The organism is Streptomyces sp. NPDC005963 (assembly GCF_040638655.1).
Taxonomy (GTDB): Bacteria; Actinomycetota; Actinomycetes; order Streptomycetales; family Streptomycetaceae; genus Streptomyces.
Map to the genome: position 1 here is coordinate 232,331 of NZ_JBEXVD010000006.1, position 21,194 is coordinate 253,524.

The window sequence follows — 21,194 nt, forward strand, 5'->3', positions numbered from 1 at the left end:
TCGCACGCGCTGCACACCGGCCGAAACGGCGGTGGCACACGGTGTCTCAGGACCTCAGACGAGCAACGTCCTTCTCCTCACGAGCGGCATTGGGGCGGTCCCACCGTAAGAAGGGCGGGGCAGTGCTGTCAACGCAATAACGCGGTCGACGACAGGGTGTGTGCAGCAGCAAGGGCAGCGAGCGAGCGGGCAGGGCGTCGCAGACCGGACAGGATGTGACGGGATGTGTCCGATGCGTCCTAGCGGCCGTTCCGTAGCAGTTCGGACAGCCCGTGGTCGAGATTGAGGTATCGGTGCTCCCGTCCCCAGGGCACCGCACCGTGCGCCCTCCGCAGGAATCGGCGGAGCTCACCCGTGCGCAGATGGACGACGGCGACCCCTTGTGGCGCGTGGAACTCCACAGCGGTCAAGTCGTAGCCGTAGGGCCGTACGCGCACGTCACCGACTCCGCTCGGTGCGCTCACCCCCGCGGCCAGCAGTTCGCGCCCGAAGGCCCAGGTGATCTCGGAGTCCTCCAGGGTGGCGGGGGCGGGAAAGTCCATGCGGACGGCGAAGGGGTCTCTGGAGTCATAACGCAGCGTCACCGGGACGGTCTCCATGCGGGGCGCTGAAGCAACCAGACGCGCCTGTAGGGACTGCTCGATGACGGTGACGGTCGACAAGAAGATGCTCCTTCGCACCCGGCTTTCCACGGGGCCGGCGTGTGTTCTACCGGCACAGGTGAAGACGAGGAAATCGGCTGTCGCGTGCATCGCGGGGCTGCGTGAGTTGTGTCACCGGCTCTTCGACCGGCGTGCCGGGCGCATCCGGGCGGGGTCCTGCCCCGCGTTCGCGGTCGCACTCCGCTGTAGCCCGGTGGTCAGTCGCCGCCGCAGCGGCCCGAATGATCGCAGTACGGTGGGTTTTCACTCGCTCCGCAGCCACAGAGAGTCACCCTGGTCTCCTCACGGTCGCCCTCCTCCGAGTGGACGACCAGATCGCCGCGAACGACCAGTTCCCCCGCGTCGGTGGGGGTCACCCGGGTGGGGCGGTCGGGTTCCTCCTCCGTTCCGTCCGCGTACCGGTAGCGCAGGGCCCCGGAAGGGCAGCGGCGCACCACCTCGGCGACCTGGTCCGCAGGCTCGTCGTCGGGGGAGATCCAGGGCCGCCGTTCGAGGTCGAAGACCCGCGGAAGGCCGCGGACGCACTCCGCCGCATGGAGACAGCGCCGGGGCGCGAACGTCACGGTGATCTCCCGGCCGGTGTACTCCTTGCGCTCGGCCATGCATCCAGCCTAGGAACGTCGGCCGGTGCCCGCACCCGGGAGCGCTCGGCTGTCCTGGGTACGTGTGCCGGGCCCGCTCTCGGGAGGGCTCAAGGTGGTGGCCGGCCGGCTGGATCGCGCCCTGGACGGGTCGGGGCGGCTGGGCTAGCTTCCAGCGCCATGACCTCCATGGGGAAGACGAGACGGACGGTGGCGGTGGGGCTGGGTGTGGCTGCCCTGGCCGCCTGTCTGCTGACGCCGGCGCAGGCGGTACCCGTCGGCAGCGACCACGAGAGCACACGCGCTAAGGACCACCGGACCGCGGGCGCGACGATCTGGAACCTCAAGGCCACCGGCACCGACGTACGGTTCCGCGGGCTCGCCGCGGTCAGTCGCACCACGGCCTGGGTCGCCGGCTCCAAGGGCACCGTACTGCGCACTGCGGACGGCGGTCGGACCTGGCGGAACGTCTCACCGCCGGAAGCCGAAGGGCTGGAGTTCCGCGACGTCGAGGCGTTCGACCGGCGCAGGGCGGTCGTCCTCGCCATCGGGGAGGGCGAGGCGTCCCGCATCCTGCACACCACCGACGGTGGAACGACCTGGACCGAATCCTTCCGCAACCCCGACCCGCGGGCCTTCTACGACTGCATGACCTTCTTCGACGCCCGCCACGGACTCGCCATGAGCGACCCGGTGGACGGCGCGTTCCGCATCCTCTCCACCCGCGACGGCGGACGCTCCTGGCACCTGCTCCCCAGCACCGGAATGCCTCCTGCGCAACAGGGCGAAGCGGGCTTCGCAGCGAGCGGCCAGTGCCTGGTCAGTTCCGGCCCCAGGGACGTGTGGCTGGCGACCGGAGGCGGGGCGACGGCGCGCGTCCTCCACTCCGCCGATCGCGGCCTGAACTGGTCGGTCGCCGAAAGCGGAATCCCCGCCGGTGATCCGGCCCGGGGAGTGTTCGCCCTCGCCTTCGACGGCCGTGGCCAGGGCCTTGCGGTCGGTGGCGACTACCGCACCGGCCAGCCGTCCCCGCAGGCTGCCGCGGTGAGCCGGGACGGCGGACGCAGCTGGCGGCCGTCGACGACCCCGCCGCCCGCCTACCGCTCCGGTGTGACCTGGCTGCCCCACAGCTCGGTCGCGGCGCTCGCCGTCGGACCGACCGGTACCGACCTGACCGTGGACGGCGGCCGGAGTTGGCACACCGTGGACACCGGCTCGTACGACACCGTCGACTGCACCGCCGACACCGGGTGCTGGGCATCGGGCGAGAAGGGCAGGGTGGCGCGGCTGGAACCGTGACGGCCAAGGACAGGGCGCGGGCGGCTGCGTTGCGATCGAGCGGCATGGCTGTCAGTGACGTGTGCTTCCATGCCGCTCATGGACGAGTCCCCCGGTATGTGGATCACTGCGGTTCCGGCCTTCGGCCCGGAGGACGTCGGTGTGCTGCTCGCGTTCGACGTGGGGTCGGAGGACCCGGGAGAATGCATGGTCGCCGTGCTGCTCAACCGGGGCCACGAAGGCGAGGAGGGAGTGTTCTACCTGCTGCCGGCCGATCTGTCCGCGCGGTACGAGCGCACCGGCGACCGACTGGCGGTCAGTCTCACGGCCTCCCGGCAGGTGCTCACGCACGATCTGGCCGATCATCCGGGCGGGTTGGGCAACCGGCTGGATGACCTTCCTCGTGACGCCGTCGACGACGATCGCGTCATCCTGGTGCGACGGGAGATCGTGACCGACTTCGTCCCGGCCGAACAGGACGGTGACAAGCAGGCGGTGCTCCTCGTCCACCACGAGGCGCTCCACCACGAGGGGCTCCAGCACGAGGGGCTCCAGCACGAGGGACAGCCCGAGCGACGGCCGGTGCTTGAAGAAGTGCTCGCCCAGTTCGACGAGGGAGAAGCCGGTATCGCCGTCCTGAACGCCGACTGATGGCAGACCCCGGGGAAGGCATCGGGAGGGTCCGCTGTGCACGCACCACTTACGCTGAGGCGCACCATGAAGATCATTGACGTGCCCGCCGAGTGGCCCGCCGACGAGAGCACCGCCCGCGCGGTCCAGGACGAACTGCGGGATCGACTCGTCCTGGACGAACCGGGACCACCGCCGGGCGTCGGACGCGTCACCGGTGTGGATGTGGCGTACGACGACGAACTCGACCTCGTTGCCGCTGCGGCCGTCGTCCTCGACGCACGCACCCTCGCCGTCGTCGAACAGAGCACCGCCGTGGGCAGGGTCGCCTTCCCCTATGTACCGGGGCTCCTGGCCTTTCGGGAGATCCCCGCCGTGCTCGGCGCGCTGGCCGCACTGACCGGCGATCCGGGACTCCTCGTGTGCGACGGCTACGGACGCGCCCACCCACGGAGGTTCGGTCTCGCGAGCCATCTGGGCGTGGTGACAGGGCTGCCCAGCATCGGCGTCGCCAAGAACCCCTTCGTCTTCACCCATCCCGAACCAGGACCCGGGCGCGGTGACACGGCGTCGCTGATCGCGGACGACGGGGAAGAGGTCGGCCGGGTCCTACGCACCCAAGATGGGGTGAAGCCCGTGTACGTATCGGTCGGACACCGGATCTCCCTGGACCATGCCTGTGCCCACACCCTCCGCTTGGCGTCCCGCTTCCGGCAGCCGGAAACCACGCGCCGAGCCGATCGGCTCTGCCGTGACGCCCTCGCAGAGGCCGCCACCGTCGTTCGTACGCAATCCCCTGGAAGCGCCTGAGCGCGGCACGCGCCCCAGCCACTCAGCAGCGGGCGGCCACCCGAAAGCGGATGCCCGCTGCCCGGAGCCGCTCCAACAACGCGTCCCCCATGGCCACCGCGGGTGTCAACTGCCCCGAGCGCCCCGGCAACGGATCGAAGGCGAGGGACAATGCGGACTCCGCGAAGATCTTCGCTGTTTCGTCGTAGCCCGGATCCCCGCCCGAGACCTCCGTATAGACCTTCCGCCCACCTCCCTCGCCCACGAAGCGCACCGAGAACCAACTCCTGGCCCGACGCTCCTCGGTGGGACCCTCACCCGGTTTGACCAGGGTGGAGAACCACCGCCGCGCCACGGGGATGTGGGCGAGCCCCAGCAGGGTGCCGGCCGCGGCCACCCCGCCCAGCGCCACCGGGAGCGAGGTCACCGACGCGTAGTGTCGGTAGCGGAAGTCCGGACCGTAGCGGGGGAGCGCCCGGGCCGAGCGCGCGATGATCTGAGGATCGATCATCGGCAGGGGCAACGCCCAGGTGCCCGTCTCCCGGCTGAACCGAAAACTTCCGATCGGTGACCGGGCCCGCCGACCCACCAGTCGCGGTTCGTGCAACCTGCGCTCCCGCGCCGCCCGGGACGACTGCCTGCCGCGCCCCAGGACGTTGAGCGCCGACGAGAGGGTGCCGCCGGAGAACGCGGCCCGGGCACGAACGAACCCGTCGACCTTCAACGGCACGCCTTCGGGAAGCTCCCGCACGGTGAAGTAGACGCCCAGGTCGTGGGGCACCGAGTCAAATCCGCACGCATGGACCAGACGGGCGCCCGTCTCCCGGGCCCGTGCGTCGTGGCGTACGAACATCCGATCCACGAACTCCGGCTCGCCGGTGAGGTCGAGGTAGTCCGTGCCGGCGTCGGCACAGGCGGCGACCAACCCTTCCCCGTGCCAGAGGTAGGGGCCCACCGTCGTGGCCACCACCCGTGCGGAAGTGGCCAGTTCGCGCATGGCCCCGGCGTCGTCGGCCGCCGCCACGACGAGGGGGAGCTCCGCAAGCTCGGGATGTCGGGCAGAGAGGGAATCACGCAGTCGTTCCAGCTTCTGGCGGTCGCGGCCGGCCAGGGCCCAGCGGCATCCCTCGGGCGCGTGCCGAGCCAGATACCGGGCGGTGAGTTCGCCGACGAAACCGGTCGCTCCGAAGAGCACGATGTCATGGGGACGCTCTGTGCCGCCGGTCCCGTTCTGGCCGTTCACTGGTTCCTCCGCCCTCGCGCCGCTGTCCACGGCAGCCGAGGCTAGCGTGTGCGGGTGCACCGGCAGAAGTCGGGTTTGCCACCGCGATCCGGGCCTGGTCGAGTCCGGCGAAGAATCGCGGTCAGCGCGCGGGCGGGAACCTTGTAACGAGTGGAACGCGTTCTTACCATCACTGGTGTCACATCAGTCATGTCATATCCACCACCTGTCATATCTACTGCTGGGAGCCCGATGCCGGCCACGCCCGAGCCGACCCGTACGGCAGCACACCACCACGGACCGCTCACGGGTGTGCGCGTCGTCGAACTCGCGGGCATCGGTCCCGGTCCGTTCGCGGCCATGCTGCTGGCCGACCTCGGAGCCGACGTCGTCCGCGTCGACCGTCCCGGCGGCTCGGGGCTCGCCATCGACCCCGAGTACGACCTCGCCAATCGCAACAAGCGCTCCGTGCTCATCGATCTGAAGACCGAGCAGGGCGTGGGGCACGTCCTCGATCTGGCCGAGCGCGCGGACGTCCTGATCGAGGGGTATCGCCCCGGGGTCGCCGAACGGCTCGGCATCGGACCCGTCGAATGCCTCGCCCGCAACCCCCGCCTGGTCTACGGCCGGATGACGGGATGGGGCCAGGAGGGACCCCTCGCCGAACGGGCCGGCCATGACCTCGCGTACATCGCCGTCACCGGCGCCCTCGGCATGATCGGCGAGCCCGACGAACCACCCGCCATCCCCGCCAACCTCCTCGGGGACTACGCGGGCGGCTCGCTCTACCTGGTGATCGGCGTGCTGGCAGCGCTCCAACACGCCCGTACGCCAACGGGCCGCGGACAAGTCGTCGACGCCGCGATCGTCGACGGCGCGAGCCACCTCTCCACCATGGTGCACGCCATGATGGCCGCCGGCGGCTGGCAGGACCGCCGCGGCAGCAATCTGCTGGACGGCGGCTGTCCCTTCTACGGCACCTACGAGACGGCCGACGGCGGGTACATGGCGGTCGCCCCGTTGGAGCAGCAGTTCTACCGCGAGTTCATCCGGCTGCTCGGCATCGAGGGCGAAGCCCCCGCCCGCAAGGACTTCGCCCGCTGGGGCGAGTTGCGCGAGGCCATCGCCGTCCAGTTCAAGACGCGCACCCGCGACCAGTGGACGCTGGTGTTCGAAGGCACCGACGCCTGCGTGGCCCCGGTCCTCTCCCTCGGGGAAGCGCCCGAGCACCCGCACCTCGCCGCCCGCGGCACGTTCGTCGACCGCTTCGGTGTCACCCAGCCGGCGCCCGCCCCCCGCTTCTCCGAGACGCCGACCGCAGTGCGCACCGCACCCGCCCTGCCCGGTGCCGATACGGAGGCGATCGCCCGGGACTGGGGCGTCCCCGGCCTCCGCACGCACGAGGCTCCGAGCTAGTCGGCCGGCGCACGCCCCGCGATCCGTACTCCCGAAAGGCTGTTGACGTGAGCACCGAAGCGTATGTGTACGACGCGATCCGCACTCCTCGCGGACGCGGGAAGGCCGACGGAGCGCTCCACGGCACCAAACCGATCGACCTCGTCGTGGGACTGATCAGAGAGGTTCGCCGCCGCCACCCCTCCCTCGACCCCGCCGCGATCGACGACATCGTGCTCGGCGTGGTCGGCCCGGTCGGTGACCAGGGCTCCGACATCGCCCGGATCGCCGCCATCGCCGCCGGGCTCCCCGACACGGTTGCCGGAGTGCAGGAGAACCGCTTCTGTGCCTCGGGTCTGGAAGCGGTCAACATGGCGGCGATGAAGGTCCGCTCCGGTTGGGAGGACCTGGTGCTCGCCGGCGGGGTGGAGTCCATGTCCCGGGTGCCGATGGCATCGGACGGCGGTGCCTGGTTCGCCGACCCGATGACCAATCACACGGTCGGGTTCGTCCCCCAGGGCATCGGAGCCGACCTCATCGCCACCATCGAGGGGTTCTCCCGCCGCGACGTCGACGAGTACGCCGCGCTCTCCCAGGAACGCGCTGCCGCCGCATGGAAGGACGGCCGCTTCGACCGGTCGGTCGTCCCCGTCCGCGACCGCAACGGACTCGTGGTGCTCGACCGCGACGAACACCTGCGCCCCGGCACCACCGCCGACTCGCTCGCCGCACTCAAACCGGCCTTCGCCGGCATCGGCGACCTCGGTGGATTCGATGCGGTGGCCCTACAGAAGTACCACTGGGTCGAACGGATCGACCATGTGCACCACGCGGGCAACTCCTCCGGCATCGTCGACGGCGCCGCCCTGGTGGCGATCGGCTCCCGCGCCGTCGGCGAACGGTACGGACTCACCCCACGGGCCCGGATCGTGTCCGCCGCGGTCTCCGGCTCCGAGCCGACCATCATGCTCACCGGCCCGGCTCCCGCGACCCGCAAGGCGCTCGCCAAAGCCGGTCTGACCATCGGGGACATGGACCTCATCGAGATCAACGAGGCGTTCGCCGGGGTCGTCCTGCGCTTCGCACGCGATCTGGACCTCCCCCTGGACCGGATCAACGTCAACGGCGGCGCCATCGCCCTGGGACATCCGCTGGGTGCGACCGGAGCGATGATCCTCGGCACCCTCGTCGACGAACTGGAACGCCAGGACAAGCGGTACGGGCTGGTCACCCTGTGCGTCGGCGGCGGCATGGGCGTCGCGACCGTGGTGGAACGCGTCCAAGGCCCTTGAGTCAGGCCAGACACGCCCCAGGTGAACCCGTCAGCCGCGGTCGGTCCATCGCACGCGCCGATGCCCACCGCCCGGCCCCGCCGCCAGTCGTCCAGCCCCCAGGATTCCAAGGACCCGCCATGACCGAAAGCGCCGAGAGCACCCAGAGCACCCAGAGCACGTTCAGCAGCACGCAGAACACTCCCGTGATCCGTTGGGAACAGGACGGCACCGGTGTCGTCACCCTCGTCCTCGACGATCCCCATCAGTCCGCCAACACGATGAACCAAGCGTTCCGGGAATCGCTCTCCGCCGTCGCCGACCGGGCCGAAGCCGAGCGCGACTCGATCCGGGGAATCATCGTCACCTCCGCCAAGAAGACCTTCTTCGCCGGCGGCGACCTGAACGACCTGCTACGAGCAGGCCCCGATGACGCACAACAGATCTTCGACGCGGGCATGGCCGTCAAACACGCACTGCGCAGGATCGAGACCCTCGGCAAACCCGTCGTGGCGGCCATCAACGGAGCAGCGCTCGGCGGCGGCTACGAAATCGCCCTCGCCTGTCACCACCGCATTGCGCTCGACGCTCCCGGCGCCCGCATCGGATTGCCCGAAGTCACCCTGGGGCTACTCCCCGGCGGTGGCGGCATCACCCGGACCGTACGCCTCTTCGGCATCGCCGACGCCCTGCTGAAACTGCTGCTCCAAGGCACCCAGTACACCCCCGCACGCGCCCTGGAGAACGGCTTGGTGCACGAGGTCGTCGCCACGCCCGACGACCTGATGGCCAGGGCCCACGCCTTCATCGACTCCCACCCCGAGTCCCAACAGCCCTGGGACGTCAAGGGCTACAAGATCCCCGGTGGCACCCCCTCCAACCCGCGCTTCGCCGCGGACCTCCCGGCGTACCCGGCGAACCTCAAGAAGCAGACCGGAGGCGCACCCTTCCCCGCCCCGCGGAACATCCTCGCTGCGGCCGTCGAAGGCTCCCAGGTCGGGTTCGAGACCGCACAGACCATCGAGGCGCGCTACTTCACCGAACTCGTCGTGGGACAGACGGCGAAGAACATGATCCAGGCCCTGTTCTTCGACCTCCAGGCGGTGAACTCCGGTGCGAGCCGGCCGCCGGGCATCGAGCCCCGCCCGGTCCGCAAGGTCGCGGTCCTCGGGGCGGGCATGATGGGGGCGGGCATCGCCTACTCCTGCGCCCGGGCCGGGATCGACGTCGTCCTCAAGGACGTGTCGCTCGACAGTGCACGCAACGGCAAGGCGTACGCGGAGCGGTTGTTGGCGAAGGCGCTCTCCCGGGGCCGCACCACGGAAGCCAAGCGGGACGCGCTACTCGCCCGCATCACCCCCACCGCCGACCCGGCCGACCTCGCGGGCTGCGACGCGGTGATCGAGGCCGTCTTCGAGGACACCGCGCTCAAGCACAAGGTGTTCCAGGAGATCCAGGGCATCGTCGCCCCCGACGCCCTGCTCTGCTCCAACACCTCGACCCTGCCCATCACCCTCCTCGCCCAAGGAGTGGAGCGTCCCGCGGACTTCACGGGCCTCCACTTCTTCTCACCCGTCGACAAGATGCCGCTCGTGGAGATCATCAGGGGGGAGCACACGGGTGATCCGGCCCTGGCACGCGCCTTCGACCTCGTACGCCAACTCGGGAAGACGCCGATCGTCGTCCAGGATTCACGGGGGTTCTTCACCTCACGGGTGATCGGCCGGTTCATCAATGAGGGCGTGGCCATGGTCGGGGAGGGCGTGGACCCCGCATCCGTGGAACAGGCGGCGGCCCAGGCCGGCTATCCGGCCAAGGTCCTCTCCCTGATGGACGAACTGACGCTGACACTGGCCCGCAGGATCCGCCAGGAGTCCCGACGGGCGGTCGAGGAGTCGGGCGGCAGATGGATCGCGCACCCCGCCGACGAGGTCATCGACCGGATGGTCGACGAGTTCGACCGCCCGGGGCGCAGCGGGGGAGCGGGCTTCTACGAGTACGAGAACGGGCAGCGCACCCGCCTCTGGCCCGGTCTGCGCACCCACTTCACCCGTGCCGGCGGAGTGGAAGTGCCCTTCGAGGACATGCAGGAGCGCATGCTCTTCGCCGAAGCGCTGGACTCGGTGCGCTGTCTGGAGGAGGGCGTCCTGACGTCCGTGGCCGACGCGAACATCGGTTCCATCATGGGAATCGGCTTCCCGGCATGGACGGGCGGCGTGCTCCAGTACATCAACGGCTACACCGGTGGCCTGCCCGGCTTCCTGGCCCGCTCCCGGGAGCTGGCGGCTCGCTACGGCACGCGCTTCGAGCCGCCCGCACTGCTGGTGACGAAGTCCGAGCGGGGCGAGACGTTCACCGACCGGCACTGATCGGCGGTCGTGTCGGGGCGGGGGCCACGGTGTTCCGCACTCGCACCCGCGCCCGGCTAGGAGCGGGGCGTGTCCGAGCGGGTCGAGGCGTCGGAGGGGGACGGCGCCCGATCCGAAGGGGCCGCCGCGGTGAACGCGGTCCGCAGTTCTTCCTGGAGGGATCGTTGGAACGCGGTGACCAGGGCCTGGACCACCATGGGCTGGAGGTGTGCGGACAGGGACCGCACGGCCGCAGCCCGGTCCGGGGCCGGTCCCTGCGCGTGGTGGTCGTCCTCGGGTCCGACCACCTCCTCGTGGAAGAGTCGGGTCAGTTCGTGGGCGGCGGACCTGGTGTGCTCGGCCAGTATCGTGCGGGCGGCCAGGATCGTCTCGCGGGCGATGGGGAGCTCCAGCAGTTGCGCTCCGAGCCGCAGTAGCCCCTTGTCGACACGGAAGGTCTCCGAATCGCCTTCCTCGCGGCGCACTGCTCCCATGGCGGTCAGCCGGTCGACGTCCTGTTCGGTGAGCGATCTGCCCACCCGGCCCGTCAACTCGGCGCGGGAGATCCGCTCGGCCGCATCGGGCGTCCAGGAGGCGACCAGCGCACGGTGGATCGCCAACTCCTGTGCATTGATGTCGTCGGGCAGCCGTTCCACATAGCGTTCGATGGCGGAGAGCGTCATCCCCTGCTGCTGGAGTTCATCGATGAGCGCGAGTCGCGAGAGGTGCTCGGAACCGTAGCGGCCGACGCGACGCGGGCCGATGTCCGGCGGCGGAAGGAGTCCGCGGGTGCTGTAGAACCGAATGGTCCGCACCGTGACCCCGGCGCGCGCGGCCAGTTCGTCGACGGTGAGCGCCGGTTCCACGACCTCCGTACCGATCGCCATCTCCCCTCCTCGCTCCCGCTTCCGCCTGATCGCCCTGCCGTGCACCTGATGTGGTGCACCTGATCACCGTGCGGTGCATCAGTATCTCTGCCCCCCTGTCGTCGGGAAACCCTTTCGATGGCGGTCCCCGGTGTCATGGTCGGTCGCCTCTGGACGGGGCGCGAACCCATCGGGGGACCATCGGTGGTGGCTGTGTTCGCCCCCGGCCGTGGCCGGGGGCGCGTGGTCCCGTGGAACCTCACTCCGGTCAGTAGACCGACACGCCGTAGACACTCAGCGCTTCGGTCACCGGCTGGTGGAGCGCGGAGCCGCTGGTGCCCCGGCAGCCGGAGCTCCCCGAGTGGATGCCGAGAGCGGTCGAGCCGGAGAAGTGCGCGCCTCCGCTGTCGCCGCCGGCGGAGCAGGCCGTCGTCCGCACCAGACCGTAGACGGGTCCGTCGCTGTAGTTCACGGTGACGTTCACCGCGGTGACGGAGCCGCTGGTCAGCTGGGTCGTCGAACCGCTCTTCTGGATGGCCTGCCCGACGATGGCGTCGGCGGCCGATGTGATGTCCTGGAAGGAGCCGTTGTACAGGTTGACGGTTCCCTCGGCCTGGGAGTTGTCGGTGTAGCGGATGATCCCGTAGTCGTTGGTCGGGTAGCTGGTGCCCTCGCGGGTGCCCACTTCCGGGCCGCCGTTGCTGGTGGACCAGCTGGCGGCGATGTTGGTGCAGTGGCCGGCGGTCAGGAAGGAGCGCACCCCGTCCTTGACCACGTTGAAGGCTGCCGAGCAGCGGTAGCCCGAGGACCAGATGGCGTCCCCGCCGGCCAGTTCCTTGCTGAAGACACCGGGTACCCGCTTGATCCGGACGGCGTCGTCCAGACCGCTCGCCACCGTGTTGAGCAGGGTGAGAGAACGCTCGGATACGGATTCGTCCGCCTCGACGGCGACCTGGTTCGTCGAGGGGTCGATGCCCCATGAGGTGCCGCTGATCTTCGCCCGCTCCTCCAGGACCGCCATGGCGGCTTCCAGTTGGGCCGTGCTGCGCTTGACGACCTGGGCGCGTGCGCCCGTCCTGCGCACCTGCTCGGCCGCTGCCTCGTCGGTGACGGTGACCACCAGTTCGCCGGTCTTCGTGTCGAGGTAGGAGCCGGCGGAGTGTTCGCCCAGGGAGCTTTCCAGCCGGGAGTCGAGGGCGTACTGACCGGTCGAAGCGGTGACTCCGGGGGACGGTTCTGGCTCTGCGGCGGACGCGGAGGCGCCGAACCCGATCGCGGGGACCGTGAGCAGGACGGACAGACAGATGCGCGCGCTGAGCGTGCGTCTCATGGAGGGGTCTCCTTGTGCTGATGTCCCATGAGGTGGGACTGACTGCCCGGCAGTCTGTCCTGAATATTCTGTTTTTGGGTGAATTTAGGTTCGTGTCCTGATCGGATGATGGGACGGTCTGGCCCTCGGGATGACTCGCCATCAGGTGGTGCGGATGGTGCTGCGCTGACCTTCGGGGCGTCTGTGCCCCTGCTGTGCGGAGGTGGTGTGGGCTGGCCGCAATCGCCACCAAGAAGGGGCCGTCGTCGAGGTGGGGTGAAGTTGGCTGGCTCGCCCCTTGATGAAGTGCGCGTTTTCTGCTGATAACCCCATGGGGGTTATGGTGGGGTTATCACTACAGGGAGGGTGTGCGATGCCAAAGATCAACGTCTATCTGCCCGACGAACTGGCCGAAGCGGTGAAGGAGGCGGGTGTGCCCGTGTCAGCCGTGTGCCAACGGGCCCTGGAGCTGGCCGTGCGACGGGTGACCGCCATCCGGGAGACGGTCCTGGCGGATCTCGACGGGGAACCGACCGGAGCGCTGACGAACTTCACCGCCAGGACCCGAGCCGTGCTCGAACTGGCCGTGGGGCGGGCGCGGGAAGCGGGCGCGCCGAGGATGGGCACCGAGCACCTGTTGGGTGCGCTGTTGGACGAGGGCACCAATCTGGCCCTCCACGTGCTGCGCGCCATGGAGATCGAGCCGGACCAGGTCGGGCGGGACCTGACCCGTCGCCAGCCCGGCAGGGGAGTGGCCCAGGAGCCGGATGGCGATCCGCGCCGGTTCGACGGGCCCGCCGCCAACGCCCTGGAGCTGGCGGTCACCGAAGCGACCTCCCTCGGCCACAACTACGTCGGATGTGAGCATCTGCTGCTCGGCCTGGCCGGGGAGCCCGAAGGAGTCGCGGGGCAGGTTCTCCGGGCCCTGGGCGCGGACCCCAAGCTCGTCCGTCGCGCCGTCACCGCAGCACTGGCGGGCTACGTCCATCTGCGGGCCGAGAGCGGGCAGGGACAACCGGCCGCTCCTGCCGGTGTACAAGAGGCGCTCGCCGAAGCGGTCCGGCGTGAGCTCGAACCGCTGAACCGGCGCATCGCACGGCTGGAAGAGCGCCTTGAGCTGAACGCCGAAGGCTGACGGCCGTGTTCGGTCGCGGGCGTGAGGTGATATCCGCCGAAGAACGCTGCTCCCGCTCGCGGCTCCTCCTGCTCTGGCGGCACGTGTGCGTGCTGGTCGTGCTGATCCTCATCGTCTCGGGCGGTCTGTGGTGAACCCTGGCCCGAAGCGGTGCAGGATCCGCATGATCGGATCACCGGGGCACGCCCGCAGGCCAGGGCAGGAGCGGCGGGCGTACTGCTTCCGGGTGAACGTGGCCCGCTGTTGGGGACACGGGCCGGGCGCTGTTCCACCATCCGGCCGTCCGGATGGGACGTTGTGGTGGAGCCGCGGGGCAGGGCGACCAACTGCCCCTGCGGCAAAGCGGTTCCCGAGCGAGTCGAACGGGTAGGCGAGGACCATGAACGAGAATCTGCTCCCGTTCGACATCGGGCCGCTCAATCCCAGTGGCTATCAGATTCTGGTCGGCCTGATCTCCTTTGCCATCGTCTATGTGCTGCTCGCCCGGTGGGTGTTGCCCCGGGCCGCGGACGTCATCAGCAGGCGGGAGCAGGCGACTAGCGGTGTGGCAGCCGTGGCGGAGCAAGTGCGCGCCGAGGCGGAGCAGGTCCGCGCGGAGCGGGACGCCATCTTGGCCGAGGCGCGCCACGAGGCCGCCCGCACGCGGCAGAAGGCGCATGAAGACGGCCTCCAGTTGATCGACGCCGCCCGTGCCGAGGGGCAGCGTGAGCGGGCCCGCATCCTGGCTGAGGGTGCCGTGGAGATCGAGGCCGCACGAGCGGTCGCCGAAGCGGAGCTGCGGGCCGATGTGAACCTCTGGGGCCTCGCCATGGCCGAGCGGATCGTGGGGGAAGCGCTGGTGATCGGCCCGGTGGACGGCGAAGGCCGACCGCCCCGCGCCAGCGCCGACTGACCCCGAAGCTGACTGACCCCGGAACCGACCGACCCCGAGAGCGCCCGGCGGGCCGGGCGCTCAGCGCGTCCGAAGGTTCACCATCAACGTGTCGTGGTGGCGTCGGACCGCTTCCAGGGCTGCCGGTGCGTCCGCGGCCTCGATCGCCGCCATGATCGGCTCGTGGAGTGCGATGAGCCGCTCGGCCTCTCCGGGCGCCAGCCAGGGCGGCATTCCCTGGGCCCTGATCCACGGCTCGTACTCGTAGCGGATCACCGCCGTGTGCACCGACTCGTAGATGGACGCCAGGAACGGGTTGCCCGAGTGCCGCACGATCGTCGCGTGGAAGACGGTGTCCGCGGCGATCCAGGCCGAGACGTTCCCCGCGCTCTCCCGGAGCCGCTCGAACGCCGTGCGCACATCGTCGAGTCCGTCGCGATCGTCCGAGTCCACCCGGGGCGAACGACTGCGCAGCGCGCTGATCGCCTCCTGGACGCCCACGGTCTCCAACCACAACCGCAGTTGGGCGAGATGGGGGATCGACTGCCGGTCGAGATCGAGCATCAGTCCCACCGTCGCGGTCATCACCCGGTCGGGCCGATGCACCACGTAGGCGCCCGAACCGGGACGGATCTCGACCAGCCCCATCAGCGAGAGGGTGCGCAGGGCCTGACTGACCGTGGGGCGACTGGTGCCGAACCGAACGGCCAACTCGCGTTCGGCGGGTAGCCGCGTGTCCTCCGCGAGGTCCTCGCTGATGATGAACTCGCGGATCTGATCGGCCACTCGATCGGACAGGGGGCGCACGGCCAGAGGGCGTACGGGCCGGAGATTCACGGCTGGATCGGCGCGCTCGGCGCGCGAGGTGCCGTCCCGCCTCCCGCTTTTCGCCCGCCCGGTGTTCTTCCCCTCGGTCGTACCGGGCGGCGTGGTGTCGCCGTGCTCCATGGACCCCTCCGACTCATCGGGCGTGTTCCACCGCCGGGTGGTTCCCGACGATGCTCCTGTGGTGCCGTCTGCCGTGGCGTCCGCGGGTCGCCGGGTGCCCCGCGGGGAGACCGGGCGTACGAGCGACGCTTGATCGTCCAAGAGGGCGACGGCGCCCGCGCTGTCCGACGGTACGCCCGCGTCCGCAGCTGCCTCCCGGTGGTCCGGCCGGGGGGCGCGGTTTTCTGACACGGTGCTGCCTCCTTCGGGGCACGGGCTCCCATGGCCCGGTGGCCAGGCCACTTTGCCACATCGCGACTTCCTCCCTCGACGTGACCGATTGGGCATGGACCCATCTGCACCTCGGGCCTATATTGGCTAATTGGCTAAGCCAAAGCCTTTTCCCCTGCTGAGGAGTCCCATGGAACTGCGCGTCGCCCTCGACCACTGCCCCACCGAACTGCTCATCGGGGGCGCCTGGCGCCCTTCGTCCGACGGGCGCCGCATCGAGGTCCACGATCCCGCCGCGGCCATGCCGATCGCCCATGTCGCATCCGGCACCGCCGATGACGCCGTTGCCGCGGTCGCCGCGGCGGAGGAGGCCCTGCCAGGATGGGCCGCCACCCCTGCCCGTCAGCGCTCGGTGGTGCTGCGTCGCGCCTATGAGCTGATGACCGAGCGGTCGGAGTTCTTCGCCACCCTGATCAGCGCCGAGAACGGCAAGGCCCTGCCCGACGCCCGGGCAGAGGTCGCCTACGCCGCGGAGTTCTTCCGCTGGTACTCCGAGGAAGCGGTGCGCCTGGCGGGCACCGTCCAGCACGCCCCGGCCGGCGGCTACCGGATCCTCGTCGACCGTGCGCCCATCGGCGTCGCCGTGCTCGTCACCCCCTGGAACTACCCGGCGGCGATGGCGACCCGCAAGATCGGTCCGGCGCTGGCCGCCGGTTGCTCGGTTGTCCTCAAGCCCGCCAGTGACACCCCGCTGACCGCGCTGGCCATCGGTGCCCTCATGGCCGAGGCCGGAGCACCCGACGGAGTCGTCAACGTGCTCCCCGCGGACCGCTCCGGAGCCGTCGTCACCGCCATGCTGGACCACCCGGCCGTACGGAAGCTCTCCTTCACCGGCTCCACCGAGGTCGGTCGACGGCTTCTGCACGGCGCGGCCGACCGGGTCCTGAGCACCTCCATGGAACTCGGTGGCAACGCCCCCTTCCTGGTCCTGGAGGACGCCGACCTCGACGCCGCGGTCCAGGGCGCCATGCTCGCCAAGATGCGCAACGGCGGCGAAGCCTGCACGGCGGCCAACCGCTTCTACGTCCATGAGTCCGTGGCCGAGGAGTTCGGCATCCGCCTCGCCGCCGCCATGGGCTCCCTGCGCATGGGACCGGGGCTGGAGAAGGACACCGAGGTCGGACCGCTGGTGAACGCCGAAGCACAGGCCAAGGTCGCCGAACTCGTCGACGACGCCGTGGCGCGCGGCGCCAGGGTGCGCACCGGCGGACGCATCCCGGACCGCATCGGCTACTACTACGAGCCCACCGTCCTCGACCAGGTGGCGCCCGGCTCCGACATCCTCGCCGAGGAGATCTTCGGCCCGGTGGCACCGCTCGTCAGGTTCAGCGACGAGGCCGAGGCCGTCCAGCTCGCCAACGCCACGGAGTACGGTCTCGTGTCCTATGTCTACACCCGTGACCTGCGCCGCGGACTGGCCGTCTCGGGCGCGCTGGAGACAGGAATGGTCGGCCTCAACCGCGGCATCGTCTCCGACCCGGCCGCCCCCTTCGGCGGCGTCAAGCAGAGCGGGCTGGGCCGCGAGGGCGGACACGAGGGAATCCTCGAATACACCGAGACCAAGTACATCGCCACTGACTGGTAGTCGCCCGCGTCGCGAGCGCACCACCGGAAGGGGCAGGCCCATCATGGGGGGTGGGCCTGCCCCTTCGGCATGTCCCCGACCCATGGATGACAGGCCCCCGCCGGACCGCTCCACGAGCCATGCGCACACCGTCACGCCGAGCGGGTGGGGAGCCGAAGCGACAGCGGTCGTGAGGGCAGCCCGAAGTGCTCCACGACGAGCCGCACGGTATGGCCGCCATCGGCGTTGAACCCGGGGTCGCCGTCGTACCTCGATCGGTCCCGGCCGACGACCCCCGCCGCCAGCAGTGGTCCGACGAGCAGATCGGGCACGGCTCCGCCACGGCATGACTCACGGCGGTCGCCCATGTTGAAGTAGGTCATCTCGAAACCGCCGCGGCTGTGGACGAACTGGAACGGGTGCTCGGAGCAGTGCGGAACCATGAGGTTCTGCCCGCGCTCGCAGGTGCACGCGGGCGTCGACGCGAGGAACACGGATTCGATCCCGCCCGCTATCTCCGTGCCGCCCGCTATCTCCGTGCCGTCCGTGCCGTCCGTGCCGTCCGTGCGCCGGTAGTCCGTGACGTTGCGCGCCACCTCGTACACCGACGCCGCACGCGGGACGGCCCGCGCGTCGTGCGTCACCCATGACCAACCGGAGGACCCGCCGCTGGCAACGGGCGGAAGTCCGGCATCGGTGAAGACGGCGGACAGGGCGGGCGAGGGCATCCCCCGGCAGAAGGTGACGAACGTGTCCGGCGACAACCCGATCACCGTGCCGCTCCCCTTCAGTGAAAGCGGCGGCGAGGGCAGCTCGAAATGGTCGACGATCACCTTCACCAGGCGTTCCTCGTCGTCGTCGAGGTGGTCGAAGCAGTCGTGCTCGTCTCGGCCCGCGTGTCCGTCGAGTACGGCGGCTCCTTCCTCCCCCTCGTCCTCTTCGTAACCGCACCCGGAGTTGGGGCCGATGAGATGCGCGGCGAGCAATTCGGGGGACAGATAGTCCGGGTCGTCCCCCACCCGCTGGTGGATGTCTTCGAAGCTGAAGAAGAGGACCGGGCGGCCGTCCTGATAGAACTCGAAGGACGGTGGGTGCGCCTTCGCGCTGCACGGCTCGGTCACGAACACGACCAACTCAGTGCTCGCGGTGCACATGCTCAGGTAGTTGACGAGGTCGGAGTTCTGAGCCTCCCAGTTGAGCATGTCGTGCACCGCCCACGCGCAGCCGTTGGCCTCCCCGGACGCAAGCGGCTCCCGTTGCTGATCGCGCAGGCATCGGGTCAGTGCATCGACGGATAACCCCCGGGCGAACACGATGTTCACCTCATGGCCCTCGAAAGGGCCCTGGAACCATGTGGTCATACGAACACCCTAGGTACGGGCACTGACATTCGATCGCGAGCGCAGTGACCGTGTGAGCGTTCCTGCCGCGAGTGCGCGGACGTTCGATGTGACCGGACCGGGTGGTGCGCCCCGGTCCGGTCACGTGGAGAGGCCGCCGCGTGCGCGCCCTCGCAGGACAGGGGAGCGCTGGTACGCACACGGCGGCCGGTTCATAGGGGGTGAGACACCCCGGTGTCGCTAGTCGGTGCTAGTCGGTGCTAGCTGGGTTAGCTGGTGTTAGTCGGTCGTCTCGTCACGCATACCGGCGGCCCGCGCCTCCACCTCGTACAGGGCGGCGTAGTCCTGCTCGGCGAAGCCGTGGCCGATCGCGGTCTGGATCAGCTGGTGGACCATGCTGCTCACCGGCAGCGGGACTTCCAGCTGACGCGCGGCGCCGAGTCCGAGGTCGAAGTCCTTGCGGAGCATCTTGTTGTTGAAGGTGGGCGTGTAGTCGCGGTCGACCAGGGCCCGGCCCTTGTGCTTGATGAAGGTGGACCCGAGCACCGAGCCGTTGATGAAGTCCACGAACGCGGCCTTGGGCACGCCGCCCTTCTCGGCGAGCGTGGTGACCTCCACCAGCGCCTGGGTGATCATGCCGAGCATCAGGTTGTGACAGATCTTCACCAACCGGCTCTGCTCGCCCGGTCCGGCGTGGACCACGGTGGGGGCGATCATCTCCAGGTAGGGCGCCACCCGGTCGTAGGTCTCCCGCGGTCCGGAGGCCACGATCGCGCCCCGGCCGTCGGCGACCATCGCCGGGTTTCCGCTGATGGGAGAGGCCAGGAAGGCGACGCCCGCGGCCTCGGCCGCGGCGCGGACCTCGGCCGACGCCTCGGCGGAGACGGTCGAGCAGTCGACGATGATCTGCGGCAGCTTCTTCGCGCGCAGCAGACCGCCCTCACCGGTGGTGACGGCGATCAGGTCCGCGCTCGCGGAGACCATGACGAAGACGATGTCCACGTCGGACAGGTCGGTGATGGAGTCGACCGCCGTGGCGCCCTTCTCCACCAGGGGGGCGGTCTTCGACGCCGTACGGTTCCATACGGAGACGTCCGAGCCGCCGTCCAGCAGCGCGCCGGCCATCACCGTCCCCATGCGTCCGGTGCCGAGCCAACCGAGCCGCTCACCGCGGGTTCCGCTCATGGTCAATACCCTTTCGATCTTTGACTGCAAGGAGTAGTGCTCCTGCAAGAAACTGTGCTCAATATGTTTCATATGTGAGCGAAATTCATGAAGCTCATGGGCAACCCAGGGCCGCGGCTGCGGTCCGGGCGATCCGCTCCCCCGAGCGGAACCGCCCCGTACCTCCGTCGCGTCCGGACTGCCGTCGAGATCAGTACTTGTTGGCGATGAAGAGCTCGTCGGCCGGGAAACGGGTGAGGACCTCCACGCCGGACGCGGTGACCACCACCTCTTCCTCGATGCGCGCCGCGGACACGCCGTCAGCCGCCGGGCAGTAGGTCTCCAAGGCGAAGACCATGCCCTCCTCGATGAGCATCGGGTTCTCCAGCGAGGTCAGCCGGCTGATGATGGGCCGCTCGTGGAGCGCCAGACCCAGACCGTGGCCGAAGAGCAGACCGAAGGCCGTCTTCTCGTCCTGGACACCGATCTCCTCCGCGGTCGGCCACAGCCGGGCCACATCGGCGGTGGACACACCGGGCTTGATCGCCTGGATGGCGATGTCCATCCACTCGCGGGCACGGGAGTAGGCGTCGTGCTGCACCTGGGTCGCCCGACCGACGTTGAACGTGCGGTAGTAGCACGTCCGGTAGCCGTTGTACGAGTGCATGATGTCGAAGAACGCCTGGTCACCCGGGCGGATGATGCGGTCCGAGAAGTTGTGCGGGTGCGGGTTGCAACGCTCTCCCGAGACCGCGTTGATGGACTCGACGTCGTCGGAACCCATCTCGTACAGCCGCTTGTTGGCGAGCGCCACAATCTCGTTCTCGCGCACACCGGGCTTCAGTGCCTCGGTGATGTCGTGGTACGCGCCGTCCACCATGGCCGCGGCCATCGACAGCAGGGTGATCTCGTCCCGGTTCTTGATCTGACGGGCGTCCAGCATCACCTGCTGGCCGTCCCGGACGTCGACGCCCTGCCGGGTGAGCTCCGAGTGCAACGGTATGTCGAGGATATCCACACCGATGGGCATCCCGCCGACACCCGCGGCGGCGAGCCGGTCCTTGATCTCGGTGATGGCCTTGGCCATCAGGCCCGCGTCCGGCGGGACCGCACCACGCATGGTCGTCCAGGACGACAGACAGTTCTCGGGCTTCATCCACGGCGCGTACATCCGGTTGTGCACCGCCGCCGAGCCGAAGTCCCACAGGATCAGCTCACCGGTACGGGTGTAGATGGCGTAGCGCGACAGCTTCTCGCGGGTCCACTCGCCGATCGAGATGCCGGTCAGGTAGCGGATGTTGTTGTTGTCGAACACCAACACCGCGCCCAACTCGCTCTCCTCCAGCGCCTGCTGGATGCGGGAGATGCGATAGGAACGCAGCCGCTCGAAGTTGACGCGCTCCTCGAAGTCGACCATGCCGTGGCCGGGTGCGGGGGCTATGGGCAGCGCCGGGATGGGGAGGGAACCGCTCATGAAAGGTCTCCGATGCTCAGAGGGGGGAACAGCGCTCGCGTGACCGAACGGACCCTTGGGTGGTGGCTTCACAGTCC

General features: G+C 69.5%; 19 protein-coding genes. 10 read left to right on the plus strand and 9 right to left on the minus strand.

Annotated features, from left to right (window positions below):
* Nucleotides 1-239 precede the first annotated feature (239 nt).
* Both ABZ348_RS12325 and ABZ348_RS12330 read right to left on the minus strand, forming a co-directional pair.
* Nucleotides 240-599: an SsgA family sporulation/cell division regulator gene (locus tag ABZ348_RS12325; protein ID WP_358932229.1), complete on the minus strand. Its 360-nt coding sequence runs from the start codon at nucleotides 597-599 to the stop codon at nucleotides 240-242.
* 260 nt (nucleotides 600-859) lie between these two features.
* On the minus strand, nucleotides 860-1,264 hold the full coding sequence (locus ABZ348_RS12330) for a (4Fe-4S)-binding protein (protein WP_358932021.1): 405 nt from the start codon (nucleotides 1,262-1,264) through the stop codon (nucleotides 860-862).
* Nucleotides 1,265-1,423: 159 nt separating this feature from the next.
* Here ABZ348_RS12330 and ABZ348_RS12335 point away from each other — a divergent pair, with 159 nt between their 5' ends.
* From ABZ348_RS12335 to ABZ348_RS12345, 3 genes are all read left to right on the plus strand, one after another.
* Complete coding sequence (locus tag ABZ348_RS12335; protein WP_358932023.1) at nucleotides 1,424-2,542, plus strand: YCF48-related protein; 1,119 nt, start codon at nucleotides 1,424-1,426, stop codon at nucleotides 2,540-2,542.
* Between the two features lie 78 nt (nucleotides 2,543-2,620).
* Nucleotides 2,621-3,172 carry a hypothetical protein gene (locus tag ABZ348_RS12340; protein WP_358932025.1) on the plus strand — a complete coding sequence of 184 codons (552 nt, stop codon included), beginning with the start codon at nucleotides 2,621-2,623 and terminating at the stop codon, nucleotides 3,170-3,172.
* Nucleotides 3,173-3,238: 66 nt separating this feature from the next.
* Nucleotides 3,239-3,961, plus strand: coding sequence for an endonuclease V (locus ABZ348_RS12345; RefSeq protein WP_358932026.1), 723 nt, complete (start codon nucleotides 3,239-3,241; stop codon nucleotides 3,959-3,961).
* A gap of 22 nt (nucleotides 3,962-3,983) precedes the next feature.
* Here the strand turns inward: ABZ348_RS12345 and ABZ348_RS12350 are convergent, their stop codons facing one another.
* The gene (locus ABZ348_RS12350) at nucleotides 3,984-5,183 is read right to left on the minus strand and encodes a saccharopine dehydrogenase NADP-binding domain-containing protein (RefSeq protein WP_358932028.1); all 1,200 of its coding nucleotides are present in this window, start codon (nucleotides 5,181-5,183) and stop codon (nucleotides 3,984-3,986) included.
* A gap of 231 nt (nucleotides 5,184-5,414) precedes the next feature.
* On the opposite strand from ABZ348_RS12350, the gene ABZ348_RS12355 reads away from it, so the two are divergent.
* The 3 genes from ABZ348_RS12355 to ABZ348_RS12365 all read left to right on the plus strand — a co-directional run bounded on the left by ABZ348_RS12355 (nucleotide 5,415) and on the right by ABZ348_RS12365 (nucleotide 10,197).
* On the plus strand, nucleotides 5,415-6,578 hold the full coding sequence (locus tag ABZ348_RS12355; RefSeq protein ID WP_358932030.1) for a CaiB/BaiF CoA-transferase family protein: 1,164 nt from the start codon (nucleotides 5,415-5,417) through the stop codon (nucleotides 6,576-6,578).
* A gap of 47 nt (nucleotides 6,579-6,625) precedes the next feature.
* The gene (locus tag ABZ348_RS12360) at nucleotides 6,626-7,849 is read left to right on the plus strand and encodes an acetyl-CoA C-acetyltransferase (RefSeq protein ID WP_358932032.1); all 1,224 of its coding nucleotides are present in this window, start codon (nucleotides 6,626-6,628) and stop codon (nucleotides 7,847-7,849) included.
* Between the two features lie 119 nt (nucleotides 7,850-7,968).
* Nucleotides 7,969-10,197, plus strand: a complete 2,229-nt coding sequence (locus ABZ348_RS12365) for a 3-hydroxyacyl-CoA dehydrogenase NAD-binding domain-containing protein (protein WP_358932033.1) — start codon at nucleotides 7,969-7,971, stop codon at nucleotides 10,195-10,197.
* A gap of 56 nt (nucleotides 10,198-10,253) precedes the next feature.
* On the opposite strand, the gene ABZ348_RS12370 is transcribed toward ABZ348_RS12365, so the two are convergent.
* Together ABZ348_RS12370 and ABZ348_RS12375 are read right to left on the minus strand one after the other, a co-directional pair.
* Nucleotides 10,254-11,063: a MerR family transcriptional regulator gene (locus tag ABZ348_RS12370; protein WP_358932035.1), complete on the minus strand. Its 810-nt coding sequence runs from the start codon at nucleotides 11,061-11,063 to the stop codon at nucleotides 10,254-10,256.
* Between the two features lie 247 nt (nucleotides 11,064-11,310).
* Entirely contained in the window at nucleotides 11,311-12,372 is a 1,062-nt protein-coding gene (locus ABZ348_RS12375) for a S1 family peptidase (RefSeq protein ID WP_358932037.1), read from the minus strand.
* Between the two features lie 352 nt (nucleotides 12,373-12,724).
* On the opposite strand from ABZ348_RS12375, the gene ABZ348_RS12380 reads away from it, so the two are divergent.
* The 3 genes from ABZ348_RS12380 (at nucleotide 12,725) to ABZ348_RS12390 (ending at nucleotide 14,378) form a co-directional block, all read left to right on the plus strand.
* Entirely contained in the window at nucleotides 12,725-13,486 is a 762-nt protein-coding gene (locus tag ABZ348_RS12380) for a Clp protease N-terminal domain-containing protein (protein WP_358932039.1), read from the plus strand.
* A 5-nt stretch (nucleotides 13,487-13,491) separates the two neighbouring features.
* Nucleotides 13,492-13,620 carry a hypothetical protein gene (locus ABZ348_RS12385; protein ID WP_358932040.1) on the plus strand — a complete coding sequence of 43 codons (129 nt, stop codon included), beginning with the start codon at nucleotides 13,492-13,494 and terminating at the stop codon, nucleotides 13,618-13,620.
* A 245-nt stretch (nucleotides 13,621-13,865) separates the two neighbouring features.
* Entirely contained in the window at nucleotides 13,866-14,378 is a 513-nt protein-coding gene (locus ABZ348_RS12390) for a hypothetical protein (RefSeq protein ID WP_358932042.1), read from the plus strand.
* A 60-nt stretch (nucleotides 14,379-14,438) separates the two neighbouring features.
* Here ABZ348_RS12390 and ABZ348_RS12395 read toward each other — a convergent pair whose 3' ends face one another.
* Nucleotides 14,439-15,536: an FCD domain-containing protein gene (locus ABZ348_RS12395; protein WP_358932044.1), complete on the minus strand. Its 1,098-nt coding sequence runs from the start codon at nucleotides 15,534-15,536 to the stop codon at nucleotides 14,439-14,441.
* Nucleotides 15,537-15,705: 169 nt separating this feature from the next.
* Between ABZ348_RS12395 and ABZ348_RS12400 the strand changes: the two genes are divergently transcribed.
* Nucleotides 15,706-17,160 (plus strand): NAD-dependent succinate-semialdehyde dehydrogenase, encoded by a 1,455-nt coding sequence (locus tag ABZ348_RS12400; protein ID WP_358932046.1) that lies wholly within the window; start codon nucleotides 15,706-15,708, stop codon nucleotides 17,158-17,160.
* A gap of 131 nt (nucleotides 17,161-17,291) precedes the next feature.
* Here the strand turns inward: ABZ348_RS12400 and ABZ348_RS12405 are convergent, their stop codons facing one another.
* From ABZ348_RS12405 to ABZ348_RS12415, 3 genes are all read right to left on the minus strand, one after another.
* A complete protein-coding gene (locus tag ABZ348_RS12405) occupies nucleotides 17,292-18,500 on the minus strand; it encodes a hypothetical protein (RefSeq protein WP_358932048.1) in 1,209 nt (402 codons plus the stop codon).
* Nucleotides 18,501-18,758: 258 nt separating this feature from the next.
* Nucleotides 18,759-19,664, minus strand: coding sequence for an NAD(P)-dependent oxidoreductase (locus ABZ348_RS12410; RefSeq protein WP_358932049.1), 906 nt, complete (start codon nucleotides 19,662-19,664; stop codon nucleotides 18,759-18,761).
* Between the two features lie 190 nt (nucleotides 19,665-19,854).
* On the minus strand, nucleotides 19,855-21,117 hold the full coding sequence (locus ABZ348_RS12415; protein ID WP_358932051.1) for a Xaa-Pro peptidase family protein: 1,263 nt from the start codon (nucleotides 21,115-21,117) through the stop codon (nucleotides 19,855-19,857).
* Nucleotides 21,118-21,194: the final 77 nt, after the last annotated feature.

Excerpts from the sequence above, each read along its gene's own strand:
- ABZ348_RS12410 (WP_358932049.1), bottom strand. The coding sequence starts at position 19,664 with ATGAGCGGAACCCGCGGTGAGCGGCTCGGTTGGCTCGGCACCGGACGC.
- ABZ348_RS12390 (WP_358932042.1), top strand. The coding sequence starts at position 13,866 with ATGAACGAGAATCTGCTCCCGTTCGACATCGGGCCGCTCAATCCCAGT.
- ABZ348_RS12405 (WP_358932048.1), bottom strand. The coding sequence starts at position 18,500 with ATGACCACATGGTTCCAGGGCCCTTTCGAGGGCCATGAGGTGAACATC.
- ABZ348_RS12335 (WP_358932023.1), top strand. The coding sequence starts at position 1,424 with ATGACCTCCATGGGGAAGACGAGACGGACGGTGGCGGTGGGGCTGGGT.
- ABZ348_RS12375 (WP_358932037.1), bottom strand. The coding sequence starts at position 12,372 with ATGAGACGCACGCTCAGCGCGCGCATCTGTCTGTCCGTCCTGCTCACG.
- ABZ348_RS12400 (WP_358932046.1), top strand. The coding sequence starts at position 15,706 with ATGGAACTGCGCGTCGCCCTCGACCACTGCCCCACCGAACTGCTCATC.
- ABZ348_RS12345 (WP_358932026.1), top strand. The coding sequence starts at position 3,239 with ATGAAGATCATTGACGTGCCCGCCGAGTGGCCCGCCGACGAGAGCACC.
- ABZ348_RS12370 (WP_358932035.1), bottom strand. The coding sequence starts at position 11,063 with ATGGCGATCGGTACGGAGGTCGTGGAACCGGCGCTCACCGTCGACGAA.
- ABZ348_RS12365 (WP_358932033.1), top strand. The coding sequence starts at position 7,969 with ATGACCGAAAGCGCCGAGAGCACCCAGAGCACCCAGAGCACGTTCAGC.
- ABZ348_RS12325 (WP_358932229.1), bottom strand. The coding sequence starts at position 599 with ATGGAGACCGTCCCGGTGACGCTGCGTTATGACTCCAGAGACCCCTTC.
- ABZ348_RS12355 (WP_358932030.1), top strand. The coding sequence starts at position 5,415 with ATGCCGGCCACGCCCGAGCCGACCCGTACGGCAGCACACCACCACGGA.
- ABZ348_RS12415 (WP_358932051.1), bottom strand. The coding sequence starts at position 21,117 with ATGAGCGGTTCCCTCCCCATCCCGGCGCTGCCCATAGCCCCCGCACCC.
- ABZ348_RS12330 (WP_358932021.1), bottom strand. The coding sequence starts at position 1,264 with ATGGCCGAGCGCAAGGAGTACACCGGCCGGGAGATCACCGTGACGTTC.
- ABZ348_RS12380 (WP_358932039.1), top strand. The coding sequence starts at position 12,725 with ATGCCAAAGATCAACGTCTATCTGCCCGACGAACTGGCCGAAGCGGTG.
- ABZ348_RS12340 (WP_358932025.1), top strand. The coding sequence starts at position 2,621 with ATGGACGAGTCCCCCGGTATGTGGATCACTGCGGTTCCGGCCTTCGGC.